The sequence below is a fragment of the Undibacterium sp. Ji50W genome (assembly GCF_049340445.1).
Classification (GTDB): domain Bacteria; phylum Pseudomonadota; class Gammaproteobacteria; order Burkholderiales; family Burkholderiaceae_D; genus Undibacterium.
Genome location: NZ_JBMPOX010000024.1, coordinates 15,729 through 38,285, shown reverse-complemented (window position 1 = coordinate 38,285; position 22,557 = coordinate 15,729). Strand labels below are relative to the sequence as shown.

22 protein-coding genes are annotated in these 22,557 nt (G+C 51.2%); 8 read left to right on the top strand and 14 right to left on the bottom strand.

Features of this window, described 5'->3' with window-relative positions; translation table 11 throughout:
* Nucleotides 1–9 precede the first annotated feature (9 nt).
* From ACO0K9_RS24070 to ACO0K9_RS24055, 4 genes are read right to left on the bottom strand one after another with little or no spacing between them, the layout of a single operon-like run.
* The gene (locus ACO0K9_RS24070) at nucleotides 10–546 is read right to left on the bottom strand and encodes a pilus assembly protein PilP (protein WP_422989189.1); all 537 of its coding nucleotides are present in this window, start codon (nucleotides 544–546) and stop codon (nucleotides 10–12) included.
* The gene (locus tag ACO0K9_RS24065) at nucleotides 546–1,196 is read right to left on the bottom strand and encodes a type 4a pilus biogenesis protein PilO (RefSeq protein ID WP_422989187.1); all 651 of its coding nucleotides are present in this window, start codon (nucleotides 1,194–1,196) and stop codon (nucleotides 546–548) included. Before ACO0K9_RS24065 ends, ACO0K9_RS24070 begins: the two co-directional genes overlap by 1 nt.
* Before the next feature lie 41 nt (nucleotides 1,197–1,237).
* Nucleotides 1,238–1,849, bottom strand: coding sequence for a PilN domain-containing protein (locus ACO0K9_RS24060; RefSeq protein ID WP_422989185.1), 612 nt, complete (start codon nucleotides 1,847–1,849; stop codon nucleotides 1,238–1,240).
* Nucleotides 1,849–2,928 carry a pilus assembly protein PilM gene (locus tag ACO0K9_RS24055; RefSeq protein WP_422989183.1) on the bottom strand — a complete coding sequence of 360 codons (1,080 nt, stop codon included), beginning with the start codon at nucleotides 2,926–2,928 and terminating at the stop codon, nucleotides 1,849–1,851. Before ACO0K9_RS24055 ends, ACO0K9_RS24060 begins: the two co-directional genes overlap by 1 nt.
* A gap of 304 nt (nucleotides 2,929–3,232) precedes the next feature.
* Here ACO0K9_RS24055 and ACO0K9_RS24050 point away from each other — a divergent pair, with 304 nt between their 5' ends.
* Nucleotides 3,233–5,545 carry a penicillin-binding protein 1A gene (locus tag ACO0K9_RS24050; protein ID WP_422989181.1) on the top strand — a complete coding sequence of 771 codons (2,313 nt, stop codon included), beginning with the start codon at nucleotides 3,233–3,235 and terminating at the stop codon, nucleotides 5,543–5,545.
* Nucleotides 5,546–5,621: 76 nt separating this feature from the next.
* Here the strand turns inward: ACO0K9_RS24050 and cyaY are convergent, their stop codons facing one another.
* Nucleotides 5,622–5,930, bottom strand: a complete 309-nt coding sequence (gene cyaY, locus ACO0K9_RS24045; protein ID WP_422989179.1) for an iron donor protein CyaY — start codon at nucleotides 5,928–5,930, stop codon at nucleotides 5,622–5,624.
* Here cyaY and lptM point away from each other — a divergent pair.
* The gene (lptM, locus tag ACO0K9_RS24040) at nucleotides 5,929–6,108 is read left to right on the top strand and encodes an LPS translocon maturation chaperone LptM (RefSeq protein WP_422989177.1); all 180 of its coding nucleotides are present in this window, start codon (nucleotides 5,929–5,931) and stop codon (nucleotides 6,106–6,108) included. The genes cyaY and lptM overlap by 2 nt on opposite strands.
* An 80-nt stretch (nucleotides 6,109–6,188) precedes the next feature.
* On the opposite strand, the gene ACO0K9_RS24035 is transcribed toward lptM, so the two are convergent.
* The 6 genes from ACO0K9_RS24035 to ACO0K9_RS24010 all read right to left on the bottom strand — a co-directional run bounded on the left by ACO0K9_RS24035 (nucleotide 6,189) and on the right by ACO0K9_RS24010 (nucleotide 12,802).
* Nucleotides 6,189–6,755, bottom strand: a complete 567-nt coding sequence (locus ACO0K9_RS24035) for a 1-acyl-sn-glycerol-3-phosphate acyltransferase (protein ID WP_422989175.1) — start codon at nucleotides 6,753–6,755, stop codon at nucleotides 6,189–6,191.
* 177 nt (nucleotides 6,756–6,932) lie between these two features.
* The gene (locus ACO0K9_RS24030; RefSeq protein ID WP_422989173.1) at nucleotides 6,933–7,559 is read right to left on the bottom strand and encodes a sulfite oxidase heme-binding subunit YedZ; all 627 of its coding nucleotides are present in this window, start codon (nucleotides 7,557–7,559) and stop codon (nucleotides 6,933–6,935) included.
* 1 nt (nucleotide 7,560) lies between these two features.
* Nucleotides 7,561–8,541 carry a protein-methionine-sulfoxide reductase catalytic subunit MsrP gene (gene msrP / locus ACO0K9_RS24025; protein ID WP_422989171.1) on the bottom strand — a complete coding sequence of 327 codons (981 nt, stop codon included), beginning with the start codon at nucleotides 8,539–8,541 and terminating at the stop codon, nucleotides 7,561–7,563.
* A 110-nt stretch (nucleotides 8,542–8,651) separates the two neighbouring features.
* Entirely contained in the window at nucleotides 8,652–9,797 is a 1,146-nt protein-coding gene (gene ccsB / locus ACO0K9_RS24020) for a c-type cytochrome biogenesis protein CcsB (protein WP_422989169.1), read from the bottom strand.
* Between the two features lie 53 nt (nucleotides 9,798–9,850).
* Complete coding sequence (locus ACO0K9_RS24015; RefSeq protein ID WP_422989167.1) at nucleotides 9,851–12,028, bottom strand: cytochrome c biogenesis protein ResB; 2,178 nt, start codon at nucleotides 12,026–12,028, stop codon at nucleotides 9,851–9,853.
* 75 nt (nucleotides 12,029–12,103) lie between these two features.
* Nucleotides 12,104–12,802: a c-type cytochrome gene (locus tag ACO0K9_RS24010; protein WP_422989165.1), complete on the bottom strand. Its 699-nt coding sequence runs from the start codon at nucleotides 12,800–12,802 to the stop codon at nucleotides 12,104–12,106.
* Between the two features lie 200 nt (nucleotides 12,803–13,002).
* On the opposite strand from ACO0K9_RS24010, the gene yihA reads away from it, so the two are divergent.
* The 6 genes from yihA to sbcB all read left to right on the top strand — a co-directional run bounded on the left by yihA (nucleotide 13,003) and on the right by sbcB (nucleotide 19,562).
* A complete protein-coding gene (yihA, locus tag ACO0K9_RS24005; RefSeq protein ID WP_422989163.1) occupies nucleotides 13,003–13,779 on the top strand; it encodes a ribosome biogenesis GTP-binding protein YihA/YsxC in 777 nt (258 codons plus the stop codon).
* 217 nt (nucleotides 13,780–13,996) lie between these two features.
* Nucleotides 13,997–15,010, top strand: a complete 1,014-nt coding sequence (gene hemB / locus ACO0K9_RS24000; RefSeq protein ID WP_422989161.1) for a porphobilinogen synthase — start codon at nucleotides 13,997–13,999, stop codon at nucleotides 15,008–15,010.
* 9 nt (nucleotides 15,011–15,019) lie between these two features.
* Nucleotides 15,020–15,709: a lysoplasmalogenase gene (locus ACO0K9_RS23995; protein WP_422989159.1), complete on the top strand. Its 690-nt coding sequence runs from the start codon at nucleotides 15,020–15,022 to the stop codon at nucleotides 15,707–15,709.
* A gap of 10 nt (nucleotides 15,710–15,719) precedes the next feature.
* Entirely contained in the window at nucleotides 15,720–16,970 is a 1,251-nt protein-coding gene (locus ACO0K9_RS23990; RefSeq protein WP_422989157.1) for a sterol desaturase family protein, read from the top strand.
* Nucleotides 16,951–18,048 (top strand): magnesium transporter CorA family protein, encoded by a 1,098-nt coding sequence (locus tag ACO0K9_RS23985; protein WP_422989155.1) that lies wholly within the window; start codon nucleotides 16,951–16,953, stop codon nucleotides 18,046–18,048. Before ACO0K9_RS23990 ends, ACO0K9_RS23985 begins: the two co-directional genes overlap by 20 nt.
* Before the next feature lie 77 nt (nucleotides 18,049–18,125).
* The gene (gene sbcB / locus ACO0K9_RS23980; protein ID WP_422989153.1) at nucleotides 18,126–19,562 is read left to right on the top strand and encodes an exodeoxyribonuclease I; all 1,437 of its coding nucleotides are present in this window, start codon (nucleotides 18,126–18,128) and stop codon (nucleotides 19,560–19,562) included.
* A gap of 89 nt (nucleotides 19,563–19,651) precedes the next feature.
* On the opposite strand, the gene ACO0K9_RS23975 is transcribed toward sbcB, so the two are convergent.
* The 3 genes from ACO0K9_RS23975 to cutA all read right to left on the bottom strand — a co-directional run bounded on the left by ACO0K9_RS23975 (nucleotide 19,652) and on the right by cutA (nucleotide 22,551).
* On the bottom strand, nucleotides 19,652–20,290 hold the full coding sequence (locus tag ACO0K9_RS23975; protein WP_422989151.1) for a peroxiredoxin: 639 nt from the start codon (nucleotides 20,288–20,290) through the stop codon (nucleotides 19,652–19,654).
* Between the two features lie 111 nt (nucleotides 20,291–20,401).
* Complete coding sequence (dsbD, locus tag ACO0K9_RS23970; RefSeq protein WP_422989149.1) at nucleotides 20,402–22,225, bottom strand: protein-disulfide reductase DsbD; 1,824 nt, start codon at nucleotides 22,223–22,225, stop codon at nucleotides 20,402–20,404.
* On the bottom strand, nucleotides 22,222–22,551 hold the full coding sequence (gene cutA, locus ACO0K9_RS23965; RefSeq protein WP_422989147.1) for a divalent-cation tolerance protein CutA: 330 nt from the start codon (nucleotides 22,549–22,551) through the stop codon (nucleotides 22,222–22,224). The genes dsbD and cutA overlap by 4 nt, the downstream gene beginning before the upstream one ends.
* Nucleotides 22,552–22,557 lie beyond the last annotated feature (6 nt).

Sequence of the window (22,557 nt, the reverse complement as noted above, 5' to 3'; positions counted from 1 at the left end):
TCAACGCATTCATTTCTTGGTCTCCTGCAACTCTAGCTTAGCTTCGCGCTCCACCCAGTCACCCGCAGCATCCTGAACAATTTCCTTGAGGTCTATGGCATCCTCATCAATTTTCGTAATCTTGCCGAAATTCTGTCCCACGTAACCACCTGCTTTAACTTGATAAACTGTTTTATCTGCCTGAATCAAGGCATACACCACCTTGTTTTTCTCTATGGTTCCAACCATTTTCAGGGAGTCCAGGGGGAAGCCTTCCAGCGCTTCGCGCCGCCTTTCCATGTCAGGCTTGAGACCACTAGCTGACTCCGCTTTTAATCTTGCCAGCACAACCAGTAATTTGGCCGGATCAAAGGGATCGATACTGGATTTTCCCTCATAAGAAATAGGTACATACACTTTGGGCTCACTCAGTTTAGGTGTCACAACCTTGATTTCTTTTCTCTCCGCCTCCATCCAGGCTCTGATCTCGACCTCTTCGCTATCGCCACAAGCTGACAGCGAAGCCAGCATAGCTAATATAAGCGGTAATCTAAACGAAGTTTTCATCATTTCTTAGGCCCCTTTTTCAAGCTCGCCTGCGTCATGACTTCATCTTTATTCAAATAACGGAAAGTTTTAGCGGTAACCTCCAAAGCAAGTCCGCCCTCTTTCACGGTGGTTATTCCCAGGTTATTCAAGGTAACAATCCTTGGCAATTTGGCGATATCCGCGACAAATTGCCCCAAATCATGGTAACTGCCAGAAATTTTGATTGCGATGGGCAGTTCAGCGTAGTAATCCTTAACGAATACATTGCCGGGCGTGAACGACTCAAACTGCAAGCCACGGCCAGTTGCTGCCTGGTTGATATCAGCCAGCAAAGCCGCCATCTCAGCTTGGCTAGGTAATTGCTTTTCCATTGTCGCCACATATTGAAGTACCAGTTTTCGCTGATCCTTCAAGCCTTCAAGATTCACTGCCTGCGTCAATTTTTGCTTGTAATCATTCTTTAGTTTAACTTCTTCGGCCTTACCCGCATCGATAGCCTCCAGCTGACCATCCCATTGCAAGAACCAGCCCAAGACCAGCACCACGACAAGAATCGCAAATGCGGTCGCCAGTCTGGGCGCTATCGGCCACAGACCAGGATGAAGTCCACTTAAATCTCGAAACTGCGAGCCAAAAGACTCGCCCATTTCATTCAGGTTAATCGCCATTTACAATTTTCCGTAACATTGCTAAAAAATACTATCAAAGCCTACTTGGCTTTATTGCCGCCTTCGGCGGCTTGCGATCCAGATTCTTCACGTTCCCTGGGTCGCTTGATTCCCACATTAATTGTAAAATCGTACACTTTCTTGGCATCCCGTCCGGTACCTATGCCTGTCGTGTGAATTCCTACCAGGTCAGGCTTGTACATCCAGTCTGATCTGCCACCCAGGTCACGAATGTATTCAGCCACCCGGTCCTGAGACTGTGCATAACCCGTCAGGACGATGCGCTGCCCTTCCTGTTTCAGCGAGCGCAAGTACACGCCTTCAGGCGTAAATTTGACCAACTCATCCAGCAGGAACACCGGCTGATTGCGATCACCCTGCAAATCCTCAACCGCTTGCTGACGCGCCTTCAATGCATCGATTTCCTGGCGCAAGGTGGCAATTTCTGCAATCTTCTCATCCAGTTTGACGTTTTCTTTCTTGATGAATTCATTGCGCTCGGTCTGTGCAGCTTGCAGACGCCCAAAGTAGGTACTCACAACGACCACAATCAAACCGCCGATGATGGCAGACAGCAGCAATAAGGTATAAAAATCGTTTTTAAGCTGTTTCCGCTTTTCTTCCCTGTGCGGCAGGAGATTAATCTTGATCATCAGCCAAATCTCCGCAAGGCCAAACCGCAGGCAACCATAAAGGCCGGTGCTTCAGTACGCAGGGTTTTTTCATTCACACTGGATCCCAGCTCCATACCCTTGAACGGGCTGATGACGGCGGTAGAGATTTTTGTACGTTCCGCAATGATATCCACCAGACCGGGGATAACGGCACAACCACCCGTCAGGAAAATCTGGTCCACCCTGGTATAGGGTGTGGATGTGAAGAAGAATTGTATGGCACGTGTCACTTCTAATGCTGCGCTTTCAAGGAAGGGCTCCAGCAGTTCCATCTCATAGCTGTCTGGCAAATCACCGTTTTTCTTTTTGGCTTCCGCCTCGTCCAACGACAAGCCAAAATTGCGAACGATGTCCTGGGTCAGTTGGCTACCGCCAAATTGCTGTTCGCGCTCATAAATGACATCGCCATTGAGCATAATGAAAATATACGTACGTTTGGAACCAATCTGGAAAACGGCATAAATCTGGTCCTTACCCTCATCCGCCTGTTGTGATACCAGACGCGAAATCGCTGCCCGCGCTGCATAAGATTCAATATCCATGACTTTGGCCTGCATGGCAGCGGCCTGAATGACGGCAACACGATCTTCAATTTTTTCTTTTCTGGAAGCGGCCAGCATAACTTCCACATCATCAGAAGCATTCGCCGCCGGGCCCAGCACACAGAAATCCAGACTGACTTCATCCATGGAAAACGGTATGTACTGACTGGCCTCGGACTCTACCTGCACTTCCAATGCCTGTTCCGACAGGGTGCCAGGCAATATGATTTTTTTGGTAATCACAGCAGACGCCGGCATCGCCATCGCGACATGCTTTGCCGACGTACCACTCTTCTTCACGAGGCGGCGTACCGCATCCGTGACTTGTTCAATATTCTCGATGTTGCCATCCAGCACGGCCCCTTTGGGCAGTGGTTCTGAGGCATAGCGCTCCAGTCGATAACTCTTGTTACTTCCTTCCGAAAGTTCAACAAGCTTGATATCGAGAGAACTGATATCCAAACCAATAAGTGGCGGATTTTTTCTGCCAAGCAATGACGCCAGATCTAAAGCCAAGAATATCCCCTCACGATTACTTCATTATTTCAATTTGCACAACAAAAAAATATGCAAATCATTCACTTTCTTGGAGTAAATTCTCTTTAAAAACCGCTATTTACGAGACAATTATCCAAGCTTACATGAAATCCTAGCAATAAGCCTGACATTGGTAAAGCAATTTCCACGCAGCACTACCCATATTCGTTGCCAAATATCCACGGCGTGGATGATTTTATGAAAATTTGCTTTCAATTTGCATCCATCTCAGGCCGATAGAAGGCGGCTATAATGTCTGCTGCTTTATTTACAATTAGCTCATATGCCTGATCAAAAAAAAGAAACCGACAATAAACCGGTGCCGCCAAAACGCACCTTTGGCAAGCTATTTGCCCGCATTTTACTCGGGACTGGCGGTCTTTTACTAGGATTGGCTGTTGCTGGGGTGTTAATTATTGGTTTTGCCCTGACTGTGGCTTACCCCAATTTGCCAGAACTGGACTCGATTACCAGCTATCGCCCCAAAATGCCGCTACGGGTTTTTTCTGCGGATAACATGTTGATAGGCGAATTCGGCGAAGAAAGGCGCAATGTCGTGCGTTTCAAGGATATTCCTGAAATCATGAAAAAAGCGGTACTGGCGATTGAAGACGACCGCTTCTACGAACATGGCGGGGTTGACTATATGGGCATCACCCGCGCCGCCGTGCACAACCTGACCGGCGGTGCCAAACAGGGGGCGTCTACTATCACCCAGCAGGTAGCACGGAACTTCTTCCTGTCCAGCGAACAGACCTTCAAGCGCAAGATTTATGAAATTCTGCTGGCCTGGAAAATCGAACAAAACCTCACCAAGGACCAGATTCTAGAAGTCTATATGAACCAGATCTACCTCGGTCAGCGCGCCTATGGCTTCTCTTCTGCTGCCCAGATTTACTTTGGCAAGGATTTAAAGGATGTCACCATCGCAGAAGCAGCCATGCTGGCTGGCCTGCCAAAAGCACCATCTGCCTATAACCCGGTCGTCAACCCCAAGCGTGCAGCGGCCAGGCAACAATACATCCTGCAAAGGATGCGTAACCTTGGCTACATCACCGAAGCCCAGTACGAACAGGCTAAAAACGAAGAACTCAGAACCAAGACCGACAGTAGCGAATTTGGTATCCATGCTGAATATGTGACGGAAATGGCACGCCAGTTAGTCTATGAACAATTCAAGGAAGAAACCTATACCCGCGGCCTGAACGTCTACACCACTATCACAAAGGCAGATCAGGACAGTGCCTACCTGGCATTGCGACGCGGTGTCATGGATTATGAAAAACGCCACGGCTATCGCGGACCGGAAGCCATTATCACCATCCCGGAAAGCAAAGAAGCCGCCGAAGAAGCCATAGAAAAAGAACTGGCCGACCATACCAACAGCGATGACCTGCAAGTTGCCATGGTGCTGGAAGCAACCCCCAAGCTGGTGCGCGCCGTGCTGGCCACCGGTGAAGAAATACGCATAGAAGATACCGGCTTAAGCTTCGCTGCCAGCGGACTGTCTGCCAAGACCCCGGCCAACAAGCGCATACAGCGCGGTGCCGTGGTGCGCGTCATGCTGGATGGCAAGGTTTGGAGCATCACCCAAATGCCGGAAGTACAGTCGGCCTTTGTCGCTGCCAATACCACCGATGGCGCCATTCGCGCGCTGGTAGGTGGTTTTGATTACAACCTCAATAAATTCAATCACGTGACCCAGGCCTGGCGTCAACCTGGCTCCAGCTTCAAGCCTTTCATTTATTCTGCTTCCCTGGAAAAAGGCTTGTCGCCATCGACCATTATCAATGACGAACCGATCAGCTTTGATGCCGGTCAGACCGGTGGCCAGGCGTGGGAACCCAAGAATTACGATGGTAAATACGAGGGCCCGATGACCATGCGTAAAGGCCTGACCAAATCCAAGAACATGATTTCCATCCGCATCCTGCACAGGATAGGTGCGAAATATGGTCAGGAATACACTAACCGCTTTGGTTTCCTGCCAGAAAAAAATCCCCCTTACCTGACGCTGGCACTGGGTGCCGGTGCCGTCACACCTTTGCAGATGGCTGGTGCCTATGCTGTGTTTGCCAACGGCGGCTACAAGGTCAATCCTTACCTGATTTCGAAAATCACCGACACCAACGGCAAAATCCTGGTACAGACCCACCCCGACCTGGCCGGGGATGAAAATAATCGCGTGATTGATGAACGCAATGCCTTCCTGATGGACAGCATGATGCGGGATGTCGTCAAAATGGGGACTGCCACCAAGGCGCTGGTGCTGAAACGTCCGGACATTGCCGGCAAGACTGGTACCACGAATGATTCTTTCGATGCCTGGTTCGCTGGCTACCAGGCCAAGATCGTGGGCATTGCCTGGATAGGTTTTGATCAGCCAAGAAACCTGGGTAACAAGGAAACCGGCGGTGGCCTGGCCCTGCCAATCTGGATAGGGTATATGCAGAAAATCCTGAAAGATTTCCCGATTGAAGAAAGGCCGGTTCCGAAGGGGGTCATCGCGGTGGACGGCGATTACTACTATGCAGAAAATCCACCAGGAGTCGGCGTCACCACCCTGTCAACCCCAGTGACTATCATCGAGGAGTAATTCATCAACGTGTGACCGGCACGTGTGTGACCGGCACGTAACAGTCCCGCAATGGGACTGTTACCACAGCCAATAATCAGCCCTGCTGTTTCGCCACTGCAGACAAGGTGGCAAACAGTTCCGAGCCGTCACGGGTGTTCAGCCAGTGCTGCCCATTAAACTTGTAGTGGAAACCGCCACTGCGCGCCGCAACCCACATTTCCTGCATGGGTGCCTGGCTGTTGACGATGATTTTTGAACCGTTGTCGACAAACTCTATGGTCAGCACATTGCCGCTGCGGCTGCATTCGACATCGTACTCATCGTTTTCATAAGCCTGTTCAAACAATTCCTCCACTTGTCGCAAACAAGTATCTGCCAGCACCAGGAATTCGGATTCAGTCATGCTACACTCCAGCGTCTTTAAAAGTAAAACGCCATTCTATACGGTGTTACAGGATTGCAAGATGCGCAAACTCATACCCTTATTCTTCGTAATGACTTTAGTCACTGCCTGCGGCCAAAAAGGTCCTTTGATCATGCCAGCCAAACCGGCACCGCAGCCCGCCCAAAGCCAATCCTGATGTAACACAGATTCGCACAGATTCGCGCAGACTCAAGCAAATTCAAAGCTGACGGTGACGATTGAATGGTTCTGGCTTGCTCAGTCCGCCGCCTTATCCTCATCCGGACGCAAGGTAATCGGGCTGGCAAATCCAGGGCGACATCCCTGCACGCCTTCAAATACGGCCCGTATGCTGGCCATGTCCTGCTTGCGGTCACCGCTCAGGTCCAGATAATCGACCAGCGCCACTTCTTTTTTTACAAAATCAAAATAGGCACAACCTAAAGGCACTTTGGCGCTCATGGCAATATGATAAAAGCCACTGCGCCAATAAGGTTTGAGGCTGCGCGTTCCTTCCGGGGCAATCGCCATCCAGTACCAGTCGGCAGCATGCATTTTTTCTGCCAGCCGCGCTATGGCACCGGTTGAAACACCACGCTCCACCGGTTCGCCCCCCAGGTAACGCACAACGCGGCCTATGCTCGCACCGGTCAGGCCTTCAAACAAGGAAGATTTGGCAATGAAATGGAAAGGCATGCCTATCGCCAGTTTGGCCAGTACACCGATAGGAAAATCCCAGTTGGATGTATGTGGATACACCACAATCACGCCACGTGGCCCCGGCAAAGGGCGGTAACGTACGCGCCAGCCCAGTATTCCTAACATACCTAGTGCCAAACGCTGTGTCAGCCCCGGTAATGTCTTCTTTTGAAGTAAATAATCTGTCATGTTTTACATACGCCATACAGGGCCATGCCCCAAACCCCCGCGATTATGCAGCGAAGAAACAGGCAATGTAAAACAAGTTCCATGTGCACCTGCAACACCGATGCGATAGAAAAATCAGGCTCCCGTCACCACTACCGGATCACGTCCAAACCAGCGCCACCACAATCGCAGCATCAGCATGCCGGCAACGATCAGGCCAAACAATACCGGCTGGGAAAAATCATGCTTGCCCGATTTCATCCAGAAATAATGCAGCACGCCCAAAGGCGCGATCACATACACCAGCTTATGCAAGAGCTGCCAGCGCTTGCCACCCAGGCGCTTGATCATGCCATTGGTGCTGGTCAGCGCCAACGGGATCAGCAAAACAAAAGCGATAAAACCCACCGTGATGAATGGCCGCTTGATGACATCTTTCCACATTTCTTCGACATCAAAGAAATGGTCAAACCACAAGAATGTCGTGAAATGCAGCAGCGCATAAAAGAATGCATACAGCCCCAGCATGCGACGGCAACGTAGCAACCATGGCAGGTGCAGCAACTTGCGCAAGGGCGTCACCGCCAGCGTAAAGCACAGGAAATACAAGGTCCAGTCACCGGTATTGCGGGTAATGAACTCGACTGGATTTGCCCCCAGCTTATCCAGAAATACAAAAGTCACCAGACGTATGAAAGGTAGCAAGGCCAGGATAAACAGCGTGGTCTTGACATAGCTGACCTGCTTATTCGTGATCAACATATCAGTAGAATTTCTTCAAATCCATGCCCGTGTAGAGGGATGCAACTTCACTATAACCGTTGAACATCAGCGTCTTGCGCTTGCGTGCCAGGAAGCCGTCTTCGCCTATGCGGCGCTCGGACGCCTGCGACCAGCGTGGGTGATCGACATCCGGATTGACGTTGGAATAGAAACCATACTCACTCGGTGCCGCCAGGTTCCATGCCGTGCGTGGCTGGTCTTTGGTAAAACGGATTTTGACAATAGATTTGGCCGATTTGAAACCGTATTTCCACGGCAACACCATGCGTACCGGCGCCCCATTCTGATTCGGCAATACTTCGCCATACATGCCAAAAGTCAGCAAGGCCAGTGGATGATTGGCTTCATCCATGCGCAAGCCTTCCACATACGGCCATTCCAGTACTGGGCTACGCAAACCCGGCATCTGCTTTTTATCGTCAAGGGTGATAAATTCAACGTAACGTGCATTGCCGGTAGGCTCCACCTTTTTGATCAGGCTGGACAAGGAATAGCCTATCCACGGAATCACCATGGACCAGCCTTCCACGCAACGCAGGCGGTAAATCCGCTCTTCCAATGGTGCCAATTTCATCAGGCTGTCCAGATCCAGCACCATCGGCTTTTTGACTTCCCCTTCTATGCTGACACTCCAGGGGCGCGGTTTCAGCGTATTCGCCATGACCGCAGGGTCGGCCTTATCGGTACCGAATTCATAGAAATTATTGTAAGTCGTCGCGTCCTTGTAGGCGGTTTTCTTTTCCATCAAGGCATAGGCAGGGTTGGCGTTTGCGGCCAGTTTCTGGGCACCGGCAGCCTGGGCAAAGGCTTCACGGTTAGCCATTTCAAACAGCGCCGTACCGGCAATCGAGCCCACTGCCATTTTGCGAATGAATTCGCGGCGCGAGTCAAACACCGCACGTGGCGTGATTTCGGAAGAAAAAGGCAGATCTATGCCATTGGGACTACGTTTAATCAGCATGGTGGACTCCGTGGTTGAGACTGGCAGAATAGTGATTGGACATCACTGTTCTGCCCTAGTTTCTCATGAGTCGCAGAATTCTGCTGATCCTTACAAATTAAAAATAGAACTTACAGCTTGCCGTAAGAATGCAGGCCAGACAGGAACATATTCACCCCCAGGAAAGCGAAAGTAGTAACTACCAAACCCACCAGCGCCCACCAGGCGGCAACCTGGCCACGCAGCCCCTTCATCAGGCGCATATGCAACCAGGCCGCATAATTGAGCCAAACAATTAGCGCCCAGGTTTCTTTCGGATCCCAGGACCAGTAACCACCCCAGGCATCCGCCGCCCACAAAGCACCAAGTATGGTAGCAATAGTAAAGAAAGCAAAGCCGACTGCAATGGCTTTGTACATGACATCATCCAGCACTTCCAGCGCCGGCAGCCTGTCGACTAAATAACCCTTGGATTTGAGCAAATAAGCAACAGATACCATGGCTGCCAGTGCAAACGTACCGTAACCGATAAAATTAGCTGGCACATGGATTTTCATCCACCAGCTTTGTAGAGCAGGCAACAAAGGCTGAATTTCTGCCGCTTCGCGGCTGAACATATACCAAAGCAGAAACCCGACTGCGGCAGTAATAATCAACATGACAAAAGCACCTAATTGCCGGGTGCGGTATTGCTGCTCATAGTACAAATAAAACAAGGCAGTGATCATCGAAAACAAGATGAACACTTCATACAAATTCGATACCGGGATATGGCCGACATCCGCACCGATCAGGTAAGACTCATACCAGCGCACCAGCATGCCGGTAAAACCCATGACCACGGCAGCCCAGCACAATATGGAACCAACAGAGGCGCCAAAATTAGAACGGGCAATAAGACCGCCCCAGTAAAACAGAGTGGATAAGACAAACAAGGTGCTCATCCACAATATTGCGGACTGACTGGATAACAGATACTTCAGGAAAAATTTCTTGTCTGCCATCTCTAGCGAACCACCATATAACTGTATGGCCAGCAAACTCAATGCAGTCAAAATCACCATCAAGGTACGAACCGATTTCCAGTGCCAGCCCAGCAGGGCAAACGTAGGGGCAGCCAGCAAGACGATACCTTTTTCGTATACGTCCATATAGCTGCCAAAACGACTCAGGGCAAGCAAAGATGCCATACACAGGGCCACCGCATACAGCCAGTCGGCTATCGATAGCCGTTTAAAAAACCCCTGATAGGGCGTGTAATTCTGCGTGATGTCCATCATTTTTCCCCAGAGACCAGGCCAGCAGGCCATGTGCTTCATAGTGTAGTCGATTAAGCTGCGTTTGCTCGGTTATCTGCTTGCGTCTCTTGACCAGACCGCGTTGTCAGTTGCCGCAAATGTATTTTCAATTGCTCAAATTCTTTTTCAAAATCTAAGGTCTTTCTTTGCGAACTCAGGGCCATGAGTACATGTGCACCTATACCATCATCCCTGATCCAGATCCACAGGCGACGCTCGCGTATATAAAACATGGAAAACACACCCATCACCAGGAACAAACATCCCAGGTAAACCACTTTCTTGCCCGGCGAGCGTGTAACTTGCAAGACCGACGCCTTGATCTCGTCAAAACCCGTCAATTGCAAAAATACCGGTGCACCATAGAAGTAAGAATCAGATATCGCAGCCGTCGCCGATTGCAAGAAGCGCGCATGCTTTTCATCCAGTTCCAGCACTGGCAAGCTGTCTTTTTCGCGTGCCACCATCCATAGATCCCACATGCTGCCATTCAAAATCTTCATGAACACATCGGCAGCCTTGGTCTGCTCTGCTACCGGTATCTGTTCCAGGAATTTGGAAATAGACACAAAACCCGCCTGCTGAGCGTCCCCGGCAAAAATGCTCAGACTCTTCCTGGCCGACTCGGTCAATTGCAGTTGCACCTGCCCGGCATTCGCCAGGTTCGGCGGTAGAGCCCGTTTGGCATAGCGCTGGGCAGCCAGTTCACGCAATTCAGGGTTATTCACCGCTGCACGCAGGCGCATCCACTCCTTGACGGTATCTTCATCATCCGCCGGTATCCGCAGGTAGCGGAAGTCTTCTGACGGTGAATCTCGCGTACCGGCCAGTATCATATAGTCACCATCGATCAGTACCGACTGCATGTAGTTATGGAATTCCCTGGCCTGTCCCGTTTTGTCGCGCAGCTTATATTGCAGGCTGGGGCCGACATTTTTCAGGTCTTTGTTATTCGCATTTTTTGCCGCCGAACCCAGGTGCTTGTCAAGATTAGCACTGAATTGCTGGTTAAATCCCTGATTCGCATTGACTGCCCGCACATCCGAACCGTTGCGCGCCATATTTTCGACATTGAAAAGACGAAAGCCCGACCACTCTATAGAATAATCCGTACCACTGGCCATCTTCAAAGGTGTGGCGCCGCCGACTTCACCAGCGAGATCAAAGGTCTCTGCCGACGCGCCAGACATAGGGTAAGCCTTCAGCTTCAGGCGGCTGCCACCATCTTCAAAGCTGGATTGATAGACTGCTATACCCTTGTAAATCAAGGGATCATTGACTTTGATGGTGGAGGAAAATGATTTACCAGTCTCGTGATCCGTTACCTCAACATCACTGGCAAACAGCTTGGGCATGCCGGTGGAATAAAAATCAATGGTGAATTTCTTCAGCTTGATGGTGAATGGCAAATCCTGAATCAGCACCCCGGTTGCCTGCGGCAAGATGGCGGTGCTGCTGCTGGCCCCCTCAGGGATCATGGTGTTGCCACGGAAGCTGGGGTTCGCCAGCGACAACCTGTGTTGCTCGGGAATTTTGGCGATAACGCCACTGCCTTCAAATGGCACCTTGCCCATGAACCATTGCTGGAACCGGATAGGCAAGTCGGAATCAAGCAAACCACCTACGCAGATAATCACAATCGCACTGTGGGCAAAGATATAACCCCATTTGTTGGCCGCGCCCTGTTTGGCAGCAATCAGGCTGGCACCGTCCTTTTCCACGACCTTGTAGCGATAACCGACACGGCCCAGATGGGCCAATATACTACTTATTACCTGGGTGCGTGCATTACTGCTATGCCATTCAGAACGATGATGGAAGTTGCGCAACGACTGCTCGCGTACATTGTCACGCCAGCTACGCATGTCTTTCAACATCTTCGGTGCATTACGGATCAGGCACAGCGATGTCGATAACACCAGAAAAGTCATGATCAGCAAAAACCACCATGCTGAATACACCGAATACAAACTGAGCTTATTGAAAATATCAAACCAGAAAGGGCCAAACTGGTTGACGTAATCTGGCATCGGCTTGTTTTGCAAAAGCACCGTGCCTATCACTGAGGCAATGGCGATCAGGGTCAGCAAACTGATGGCAAAACGCATGGAAGACAGCAATTCCACTGTCTCCGCCACCCATGCCTGCCGGGTTTGAATCTTTAAGCCACCCGTATCCGTTAGCTGTTCGCTATCTATCTTGTTGTCCATACCGTCCTGAAATCCACTAAGAAAAAAGGGGATGGCAAATTGCCACCCCCTCCCATGTTTCTTTATTCTTTTGAATTATTTCAAGCCAGCGACATAATCTGCTACGGCTTTCATTTCATCTTCTGACATCTTCTTGGCGATTGTCATCATCTGTGCGCTATTGCCACGTGCACCAGTGATTTTTGCGCCATCCATACGGGTTGCGTTCTGGAAACCTGTCAACTGTGCAATCGTGTAATCCTGATGCTGACCAGCAATACGCGGAAATTGTGCAGGAATGCCGGCACCGTTCGGGCTATGACAGCCAGCACAGGCAGGAACATTCTTTTCAGCAATACCACCACGGTAGATTTGCTTGCCCAGTTCAACGATATCCTTGTTTTTTGCGGCGCCTGGTTTGGCTTTTTGCGTAGACAGATAAGCAGCCACATTTTTCATGTCGTCTTCTGTCATGGCCTTGGCGAATACCGACATGACTGCATTCTTGCGCGTGTCACTCTTGAATTCACTGAGTTGCTTTACCAGGTAGGCATCATGCTGGGCTGCCAGTTTAGGATTGGCAGCAATCGTGGAGTTACCGGCTGCACCATGGCAGGATACGCATGCAGTAATACCACGGGCAGCATCACCGCTGCTATACAGTGCTTCACCCTTGACCGGGTCAGCTTTGGCTGGCTTGGCTGCTTCGTTGGCGTAGGCGACGGAAACAAAAGAAGACACCGCCATGACGGCGACGCTGAAAGACTTGGACAACGACAGGAAAGCACGGTTCATTCAAACACCCTGAGACTAAATAATGGAAATCTGCCCTAATGGCGACGCATAGCTGCTAAGTTAATGCACACCAGAATGTGGCAAAAACTGGTATTGGATCATTGTTTTTATCGCTGCCCAATACCTAACCCCTTATTGTACAATAGCTTTCGGGCGTTTTTACTGCCTGATGTTGCATTTTTCCATTATTCCTTTCCTCTATGTCTATCCTCTGGCAAGCCCGCTTCTTTACCACGGTGAATCATCTCCGTGATCTTCCGCGTACTCATGTACCGGAAATTGCCTTCGCTGGCCGCTCGAATGCAGGCAAATCGACTGCAATTAATACCCTGTGCAATCAGAAAAAACTCTGCTTTGCCTCTAAAACACCAGGCCGCACCCAGCATATTAACTATTTTTCAATTGGCGGCGCCCATGTCGGCCAACATCGCAAAGATGAAACCCGGGTCGATGAAATCCGCGCCCTGCTGGTCGATTTGCCAGGCTACGGCTATGCCGAAGTACCGGGCGCGGCCAAACACCACTGGAATCAGTTGCTGGGGGCGTATGTGCAGCGCCGTACTCAATTGGCCGCCCTGGTATTGATCATGGATGCACGGCGCCCGTTTACCGATCTCGATATCCAGATGCTGGAATGGTTTGCCCCTACCGGCAGGCCCATCCATTGCATATTGACCAAGGCCGACAAACTCAATCGCAGTGAATGTACTGATGCCTTGCGCAAAGCCAAAGCAGTGCTTGACAGTTACGTGGATGATGAAGGCGCGCGGTTCCCGTTCAGCCTGCAATTGTTTTCTGCACTGAAACGCATAGGCATAGAAGAAGCCGATGCCGCCGTGCAACATCTGGTGGGGCTGGACCGCGATCCTGTCGTCGATACCGTCGACACCATTGATGCCATTGATACCGCCAATGCAATCAACGAAACCATTGCGCCAGACGCAGCCGCCACTGACAGGCCGGCGGACGCAGAATAAAAAAACCCCGGCACATCAGGGCGTATTGGCCTGGTCTGTGCCGGGGTAATAACACCGTTACGAATAGGGGCGCACGGTGCCCGCTCAGGGGGAAAAGCGGTAGGCTTGGAGACAGGTCCCAACCTGTGTAATAAGATGTTGCAAGTTGAAAAAAGTTTCATTAACCTGCATAAAATTCTTTTCATTTCTTTATGTCGCCTAACCATGGCGCTTATTTATGTCTATCATCAAACCTGCCCACTTCCCTGCGATACGTATGCGCCGCATGCGCAAAGACGTATTTTCCCGCGCGCTGATGCGCGAAAACATGGTCACTGCGTCCGACCTGATTTATCCGGTATTTGTGATTGATGGCGTCAACCAGCGTGAAAAAGTCGCTTCCATGCCCGGTGTTGAACGGGTAACGGTTGACTTGTTGCTGGGCGTTGCTGAGGATTGCGTCGCACTTGGTGTACCGGTACTGGCATTGTTTCCGGCGATCAACCCGCATCTGAAAACACCGGATGGCATTGAAGCCACCAATCCCAAAGGCCTGATCCCGCGTGCCGTCCGTGAACTGAAAAGTCGTTTCCCTGAACTGGGTATCCTGACTGACGTGGCGCTGGACCCCTACACCAGCCATGGCCAGGATGGCTTGCTGAATGCAGCCGGTTATGTACTCAACGATGAAACCACAGACATGCTGGTGCGTCAGGCTCTGGTGCAGGCTGAAGCAGGTGTGGATATCGTTGCTCCCAGCGACATGATGGATGGCCGTATCGGTGCCATACGCCAGGCGCTGGAAACCAATGACTTCATCCATACCCGCATCATGGCGTATTCAGCCAAATATGCGTCGGCCTTCTACGGCCCTTTCCGCGACGCGGTAGGTTCATCTGCCAATCTGGGTAAAAGCGACAAGGCCAACTACCAGATGGACCCGGCGAATAGTGACGAAGCCTTGCGTGAAGTCGCACTCGATCTGGCTGAAGGTGCCGACATGGTCATGGTGAAACCCGGCCTGCCTTATCTGGATATCGTGCGCAGGGTCAAGGATGAATTCAAGGTACCAACCTTTGCCTATCAGGTCAGTGGCGAATACGCGATGATCAAGGCAGCGGCCCAGAATGGCTGGCTGGATCATAACAAGACCATGATGGAAACCATGCTGGCATTCAAACGTGCCGGTGCCGATGGCATCCTGACTTATTTTGCCCGCGACGTTGCCAGATTGCTCAAGCACGCAGGCTGATCTGCTGCCATGTCTTCCAGCCTGCGCTCTGTCTTGATCGTACTGTTTGCCGTGCTCGCGATTGCGGGTGCGGAATTCAGTAGTACCATAGATGGCGCGCAATTCCTGCACTATGTATTCAAACCGCTGACCACGCTCAGCATCTTTTTTCTTGCCCTGCGGGCGCAACCGGCCATCAATGCGCGCTATCACAAGGCGATCCTGGCCGGCATCCTGTTTTCGCTGCTGGGTGATATATTCCTGATGCTGCCTGTCAGCGTGCTGGCCCAGGGATTTTTGCTTGGTCTGCTGAGTTTTTTGTTTGCCCATCTGTGTTTTTTACGCGCACTCTGCAGCGATGCCAGATTCTTTGCCAAACCGCTGGTCTTCTTTGCACTGGCAGCACTCGGCGCGGCCCATCTGTTTGTGTTGTGGCCAGGCTTGCCACCTGCCATGCGCATACCCGTGCTTGCTTATGTCTGCCTGTTGCTGGCCATGTGCGCGCAGGCTATCAGTCGCGGCATCAGCCTGCGCACTGTCGATAGCCGTATGGCAATGAGCGGTGGCATCTGCTTCATGTTATCAGATACCATACTGGCGTATAACAAATTCTACACACCTATCCCGCATTCTCCCTTGCTGATCCTTGGCAGTTACTACCTGGCGCTATGGCTGATTGCATGCTCGGTTCAATCATCTCACCCTCAACATCAGGATTAAGGCCGGGATCATGCATGAAAAAATCATCACTTTTGCCAGTCCGGTTTTTTTCTTGCTGATTGCCATCGAATTTCTGGTTGCACGAAAACGGCAAAAGCATCTGTACCGCATCAATGATGCCATCAGCAGCCTCAGCCTGGGCGTCATGAGCCAGATCACCGGCGTATTTTTGAAACTGTTTTCGGTCGGTGCCTATGCCTGGGTATTCAGTAATTTCGCGCTGCTGCAGTTGGACCCGGGCAGCGTCTGGGTCTGGATAAGCGGTTTGCTGCTGTATGATTTTTTATATTACTGGCTGCACAGGATGGGACATGAAACCAATCTGCTGTGGGCCGCCCATGTCGTGCATCACCAAAGTGAAGCCTATAACCTGACCACGGCATTGCGGCAAACCAGTACCGGCCCGTTGTTCGGCTGGGTGTTTTATCTACCTCTGGCGATTATCGGTTTTCCAGTGCAGGTATTTGTCGTGATTGCCCTGATTGATTTACTGTATCAGTTCTGGGTGCATACCGAACAGATCAACAAGCTGGGCTGGTTTGACAGGGTCTTTGTGTCGCCATCAAATCACCGTGTTCATCACGCAGTGAATGACATCTATCTGGACAAAAATTACGGTGGCATCCTGATCATCTGGGACCGTCTGTTTGGCAGCTTTATCGAAGAACAGGATAGCGAGCCTGTCGTGTATGGCACACGCAGCCCCTTGCGCAGCTGGAATCCTTTGTGGGCCAATCTGGAAGTGTATAAGGCCGTCCTGCAGGATGCCTGGCACACCCGTCATTGGGCAGATAAATTTCTGATCTGGTTGCGACCGCCAGGCTGGCGACCTGCCGATTTGCGTGCCCTGCCCCCGGCAAAACCATTTGATCTTGCGCGTCCCCTGTTCGATCCACTTGTCAGCAACGCAGCGCTCGGCTATTGTCTGCTGCAATTTATTGCCCTGCTGCAGGCGGCGACCTATTTCTTGCTGGCCTTCAAATCCATGTCAGCCCTGAATGCCAGCGTCTACGCCGCCTGGTTGATATTCAGCTTATGGTGCCTGGGTGGCCTGATTGAAAAAGGCCGTTTTTACCTGATACCGGAAAGCCTGCGACTGATCGCGATTTTTCTCATGAGTATGCTGAGCGCCAACTGGTTTTACTCTTATGCGCTGTCAGTGACCGAGCAAGCGCTGCTCGCGGCTGCCTGCATTATTTCTCTCGGCGCATTGGGCTTCATTTTTTTACCTAAGAATTCGCATGGACATCTTTCACATTAACGAAACCCAAACACTGTTGAATCCTGAAGACTATGCACAACTGCTGAAAACTGGTGGTTTTTTGTGGCTGGATGCAACACATGACGAAGTCTGTGCCAATCCCGAAGAATGGCGCAATCTGGTTGAACAAATCAGCGGCACACAGATTTATGATCTGCATTTGAAAGACGTCAGAAACCAGAGCCATCCATCCTACTTCGATGCAACGCAGGATTACGAAATGGTGGTGTTTCGCAAGCTGACGCTGACTGAAGAACCGGCAGAAGTAAAAAACGGCAGCAAGCGCAAGATGCCTGCGGCACTCAACAAACTGGCGACAACACCGGTGGCCTTTCTGCTGATGGAAAATGTCCTGGTAACCGTCAGGCCCACCCAAAGCCGCACCGTGGAACTGGCCAGGCAGCGTCTGCTTGACTACAAGTTCAAGGGAGAAAGCACGACCACCCATGGTGGCCGGCTGCCGTCATCGCCGGAAGAATTAATGCTGCGCTTGTTGAATGCCATGGTCGACCAATACCTGGAACTACGCCACCCACTGACCCAGCAACTGGATCGCTGGCAGCATGCCTTGCTGGACCCGCGCCGCCCTTTCAATAACTGGATGGCCTTGCTGGATTCGCGTGTGGAATTGCGCAAGCTGGACAATCTGTGTGAAGAACAACACGATGCCATGCAGGAATTGCGCGATCATATCGTCGACAACCATGATGGCAACAGCCGCGCCAAGGATTTGCTACTGGTACGCATCAATGATGTCATGGAACATATCAGCCGCGTTCTCAATCATGCGCGCCGCCTGGAAGCCTCACTGGAATCCGCCGTACAGATTCACTTTGCGGCCATGGCCCACCGTACCAGCGAAATCATGCGCACCCTGACCGTGATCACTGCCCTGTTCATGCCCCTGACCCTGATCACCGGCATCTTTGGCATGAACTTTGAAGTCATGCCGCTGCTGAAACATGCATCCGGCTTCTGGATCACCATGGGTGCCATGGCCGTCATCGTGGTGCTGTTGCTGATTTATTTCCGCAGCCAGCGCTACCTGGAAGACCAGGCCAGCCGGCGGCGTGAATAGCTTGACGAAGAACATTGCAGACCGGCGCCCCTGCTTCAGCTTACTGAATACGAAACTACATATAGAAATAAAACAGCATGCAAGAACATACTTTCCTCTGGCACGACTATGAGACATTTGGCGCTGTTGCGCGCCGTGACCGCCCGGCCCAGTTTGCTGCCATACGCACCGATGCAGAGCTGAATGAAATCGGCGAACCTGTCATGATGTATTGTCGGCCTGCGAATGATTTTTTACCCGACCCACAGTCTTGCCTGATTACCCATATCACACCACAGACCTGCCTGGAACGTGGCCTGCCCGAACACGAATTTGCAGCCAGAATAGAGCAAGCGCTCAGCCAGACCGGCACCATAGGCGTGGGTTACAACACCATCCGTTTTGATGATGAAATTACCCGCTTCATGTTCTGGCGTAACCTGATAGATCCGTATGCGCGTGAATGGCAAAACAATTGCGGGCGCTGGGATATCATGGACATGGTGCGTACCTGCTATGCGCTACGTCCGGAAGGCATCAACTGGCCACTGAATGATGAGGGCAAGCCCAGCTTCCGGCTTGAGCTGTTGACTGCCGCCAATGGCATTGCGCATGAATCTGCGCATGATGCCTTGTCGGACGTGCGGGCAACCATCGCCATGGCACGCCTGATACGCGAACGCCAGCCCAAATTATTCGACTTCTGTTTTGCACTGCATAAGAAAGACAAGGCCGCGGCAGAAATCGGCATGCCCTTGCTGGACAAGCCCTTCCTGCACGTGTCGGGCATGTTCCCGACCGACCGTGGTTGCCTGGCGGTGATGTGGCCACTGGCCATGCACCCGAAAAACAAGAATGAAGTCATCGCCTGGGACCTGGCCTATGATCCGTCCGAACTGGCAGAGCTGGATGTCGCCACCATACAGTTGCGCCTGTTCAGCAAGACCGATGCCCTGCCCGAAGGTGTGCAACGGTTGCCGGTCAAAAGCATACATATCAACAAGTCACCTACTGTCATCGGCAATCTGAAGACCCTGTCGGCAAGCATGGCCGCAAAATGGCATATCGACATGCCCCTGATGCTGCAGCATGCAGAAAAAGCTGCTGCGCTAGGCCCTGCTATCGCTGCTATATGGGAACAGGTGTATGCACGGCCTGAAGCCGCTGCAGCCGACGTCGACGAAGACTTGTACGGGGGTTTCGTAGGCAGTGGTGACCGTCGCCTGCTGAATGAATTGCGGCGCATGAAACCGGCACAACTGGCAAAAGCCAGCACTTCATTTCAAGACCCGCGCCTGACTGAATTACTGTTCCGCTACCGCGCCCGTAATTTTTACGACAGCCTGAGCACGGAAGAACAAGAAGCCTGGGAAGAACACCGCGCTACACGCCTGCTGGATGGCGCAGGCAATGCCAGAACGGTGGAAATGTATTTCAACCAGATAGATACTTTGTCAGAAACAGCGGATGAAGCTGCGGAAGAGATTCTGGGTGCTTTATATGACTATGCCGAAATGATAGTGCCATCGCGTTAATTCGCATCTGTTTTGTAAAAGTGAAAAAGCCACGAAAGATCTCGTGGCTTTTTGTTTATCCGCAACTACGCTGATATAGCTAGGTTGGCTTATTTATTTGGCTGCGGTGTGATACGCAGATAAGGGCGTGGTGCAGTGTAACCCTTAGGATATTTTTGCTTGATGACGTCTTCATCCTTGATCGACAAAGGAATGATGACATCATCACCGTCACGCCAGTTGCCCGGTGTGGCGACGCTATAACCGTCTGTCAGTTGCAGTGCATCGATCACGCGCAAGACTTCGTCAAAATTGCGGCCGGTGGTCAAAGGATAGGTAATGATCAGGCGGATTTTTTTATTCGGATCAATGATGAACAGCGAGCGCACAGTGACCGTCTCGGACTGATTCGGGTGGATCATGTCATACAGCGCAGCAACTTTCTTGTCGGCATCAGCAACGATGGGGAAACCGACCACGGTGTTTTGCGTATCCTCGATGTCCTTGATCCATTTCACATGGGATTCGGCATTATCCACAGACAAGGCAATCGCTTTGACATTGCGTTTATCGAATTCAGGTTTCAGTTTTGCTGTCAGGCCCAATTCGGTGGTGCAGACTGGTGTGAAATCAGCCGGATGTGAAAACAGGACAACCCAGGAATTGCCTGCCCACTCATGAAATTTCAATGTCCCGATCGAGGATTCTTGCTCGAAATCAGGGGCGATGTCACCTAAACGCAAAGTCATATTTTTCTCCAAAAAGAAACCAGAGTTTGAATATAGTCTCTGTATCATCGCGATTCAAGGATAGTTTTGTTGAATGCTTATACCTATCCCTGAATATGCACGGCAGCCCGCTTATTTGCCTTCAACGCGTTGCAGTGAAGTAATAAATTTCTCTGCATCCTGGTAACCAATAACACGTTTCCCCTGGACCTCTGCGCCTTGTCCATCAAAGAAAATAATGCCTGGTGGCCCGAACAGATTGAAGCGTTTCAGCAGGGCTTTGTCATCTGCATTATTGGCAGTCACATCCACTTGCAGCAAGAGCATGGTGTCGAGTCGGGCTTTGACTTTGGGATCGGTGAAAGTCAGCTTTTCCATTTCCTTGCAGGACACACACCAGTCAGCATAAAAATCCAGCATGGCGGTTTTGCCTTTGGATTGTGCCAGTGCCGCATCCAGCTCGGCAACATTGCGCACACGCGTGAAAGTTACGCCATGTGTCTGACCGCCGTAGAGGTGCGCAAGCGGGGAAAATACATCACGGCCACCAGTGGTAACACCGATCAATTGCACAGCCCCCAGCAGGATAAAAATGATCGATACGGCTTTGAGCAGCATACCGCTGCGCTGGAAAAATAATTGATAAACGGCATAGACTATCAGCAAGATGGCCCAACCGAGCATTTGCGTCCAGACCGGGATAACCGGACTGACCATCCATAAAGCCAGGGCTATCATCAGGACACCAATGAAGTGCTTAATGCTTTCCATCCAGACGCCTACGCGCGGCAACAAACTTCCAGCCGACAATCCCAATAACAGCAGCGGGGTACCCATGCCGATTGCCATGACGAACATGGCTGCACCACCTACCAGCACGTCACGTGTCTGGCTTATATAGACCAAAGCGCCGAGCAATGGGGCGGTGACACAAGGGCCAACAATCAATGCTGAGATGATGCCCATTAAAAACACACCAAACAATTTGCCGACTCTATTATTACGGGTCTGACCTTCAGAAACTTTTGTCAGCCTGGTCTGCAAAGCTGCCGGCATTTGCAACTGATAGACATCGAACATGGATAAAGCAAAACCAACCAAGACCAGTGAGAATGTTCCCAGTACCCAGGCATTTTGCAGTTGCGCTGCCAGGCTCTCACCAGCCAGGGCAGCGGCAATACCGAATCCCGTGTATAAAACAGTGGTACCTAGCACATAAGCGAACGACAGCAAAAACCCCCGGCTACGTGTAACGCTGGTACCTTCACCGACAATGATAAATGAAAGAATGGGTACCATAGGCAAGACGCATGGCGTCAACGACAGACCAAGACCGAGAATAAAGGCGAGTGGCAAAATGACCAGCAACTTCCCACCTTTGAGCGCCTTGCTGATGCCTGAGCTTTCATCATCGGAAGACTCTGTTACCACTTTATTTGCAACTATTTCGGTACTAGTTGCTGGTGCTGCACTGGCAGATGAAGATCCAGCTGCCGTAGTGGCGATCTGCAATTTAATCGGCGTTTCCATTGGCGGGTAACACAGACCGGCATCAGCACAACCCTGACGCCCCACTTTAAGCGTGAAATCCGCAGTGGCCTGTACAGGCACACGGACCACCACGGACTTTCTGTAGGTTTCTACGTCTTTCTGGAAGGTTTCATCAAACTTGACTTTGCCTTTAGGCAGTTGAACCTCGCCCAGCTTGGCGTCATCTGAACTGAATTTGAAACGTTCTCGATACAGGTAGTAACCATCCGCAATCGTAAACGTGACTTCAGCGACGCCTGGTTCCACCATTTTGGCAGACACCTTGAAGGCCTCTTCCGGATCGAGGAAATCCTCGGCCATACTGAACGGTGTCAGCAGCAGCGCAAAAACCAGTGCACTCAGGCGTAGCAGTTGGGCAAACACGACAAAAGGGGCAGCAGATCGCTGTAGCGGGAATGAGTTCATGGCGTTTCAGTTTCTTTTCTTACCCACCCCAGATAGGCTGGCAGCCCGGCCACCAGGGGGATGGCAATGATTTCAGGTAATTCGTAAGGGTGCTCGTTCTTTATTAATTCTTCCAGCTGTGCATAACGGGCTTGTGTCGTCTTGATCATTAACTGGACTTCGGTTTCTGCCTGTTGCTGGCCATCCCAGTTGTAGATGGACAATATATCAGAGGAAATGTTCACACAGGCAGCCAATTTCTGCGTGACGATCTGGCTGGCCATGCGCTTGCCGGTTTCGTGGTCAGGCACATTGGTGAATACCAGTATCAGGCTTTGTGCATCCATGTTGGC

Excerpts from the sequence above, each read along its gene's own strand:
- ACO0K9_RS24070 (WP_422989189.1), bottom strand. The coding sequence starts at position 546 with ATGAAAACTTCGTTTAGATTACCGCTTATATTAGCTATGCTGGCTTCG.
- ACO0K9_RS24065 (WP_422989187.1), bottom strand. The coding sequence starts at position 1,196 with ATGGCGATTAACCTGAATGAAATGGGCGAGTCTTTTGGCTCGCAGTTT.
- ACO0K9_RS24060 (WP_422989185.1), bottom strand. The coding sequence starts at position 1,849 with ATGATCAAGATTAATCTCCTGCCGCACAGGGAAGAAAAGCGGAAACAG.
- ACO0K9_RS24050 (WP_422989181.1), top strand. The coding sequence starts at position 3,233 with ATGCCTGATCAAAAAAAAGAAACCGACAATAAACCGGTGCCGCCAAAA.
- lptM (WP_422989177.1), top strand. The coding sequence starts at position 5,929 with ATGCTACACTCCAGCGTCTTTAAAAGTAAAACGCCATTCTATACGGTG.
- cyaY (WP_422989179.1), bottom strand. The coding sequence starts at position 5,930 with ATGACTGAATCCGAATTCCTGGTGCTGGCAGATACTTGTTTGCGACAA.
- ACO0K9_RS24035 (WP_422989175.1), bottom strand. The coding sequence starts at position 6,755 with ATGTTAGGAATACTGGGCTGGCGCGTACGTTACCGCCCTTTGCCGGGG.
- ACO0K9_RS24030 (WP_422989173.1), bottom strand. The coding sequence starts at position 7,559 with ATGTTGATCACGAATAAGCAGGTCAGCTATGTCAAGACCACGCTGTTT.
- msrP (WP_422989171.1), bottom strand. The coding sequence starts at position 8,541 with ATGCTGATTAAACGTAGTCCCAATGGCATAGATCTGCCTTTTTCTTCC.
- ccsB (WP_422989169.1), bottom strand. The coding sequence starts at position 9,797 with ATGGACATCACGCAGAATTACACGCCCTATCAGGGGTTTTTTAAACGG.
- ACO0K9_RS24015 (WP_422989167.1), bottom strand. The coding sequence starts at position 12,028 with ATGGACAACAAGATAGATAGCGAACAGCTAACGGATACGGGTGGCTTA.
- ACO0K9_RS24010 (WP_422989165.1), bottom strand. The coding sequence starts at position 12,802 with ATGAACCGTGCTTTCCTGTCGTTGTCCAAGTCTTTCAGCGTCGCCGTC.
- yihA (WP_422989163.1), top strand. The coding sequence starts at position 13,003 with ATGTCTATCCTCTGGCAAGCCCGCTTCTTTACCACGGTGAATCATCTC.
- hemB (WP_422989161.1), top strand. The coding sequence starts at position 13,997 with ATGTCTATCATCAAACCTGCCCACTTCCCTGCGATACGTATGCGCCGC.
- ACO0K9_RS23995 (WP_422989159.1), top strand. The coding sequence starts at position 15,020 with ATGTCTTCCAGCCTGCGCTCTGTCTTGATCGTACTGTTTGCCGTGCTC.
- ACO0K9_RS23990 (WP_422989157.1), top strand. The coding sequence starts at position 15,720 with ATGCATGAAAAAATCATCACTTTTGCCAGTCCGGTTTTTTTCTTGCTG.
- ACO0K9_RS23985 (WP_422989155.1), top strand. The coding sequence starts at position 16,951 with ATGGACATCTTTCACATTAACGAAACCCAAACACTGTTGAATCCTGAA.
- sbcB (WP_422989153.1), top strand. The coding sequence starts at position 18,126 with ATGCAAGAACATACTTTCCTCTGGCACGACTATGAGACATTTGGCGCT.
- ACO0K9_RS23975 (WP_422989151.1), bottom strand. The coding sequence starts at position 20,290 with ATGACTTTGCGTTTAGGTGACATCGCCCCTGATTTCGAGCAAGAATCC.
- dsbD (WP_422989149.1), bottom strand. The coding sequence starts at position 22,225 with ATGAACTCATTCCCGCTACAGCGATCTGCTGCCCCTTTTGTCGTGTTT.
- cutA (WP_422989147.1), bottom strand. The coding sequence starts at position 22,551 with ATGGATGCACAAAGCCTGATACTGGTATTCACCAATGTGCCTGACCAC.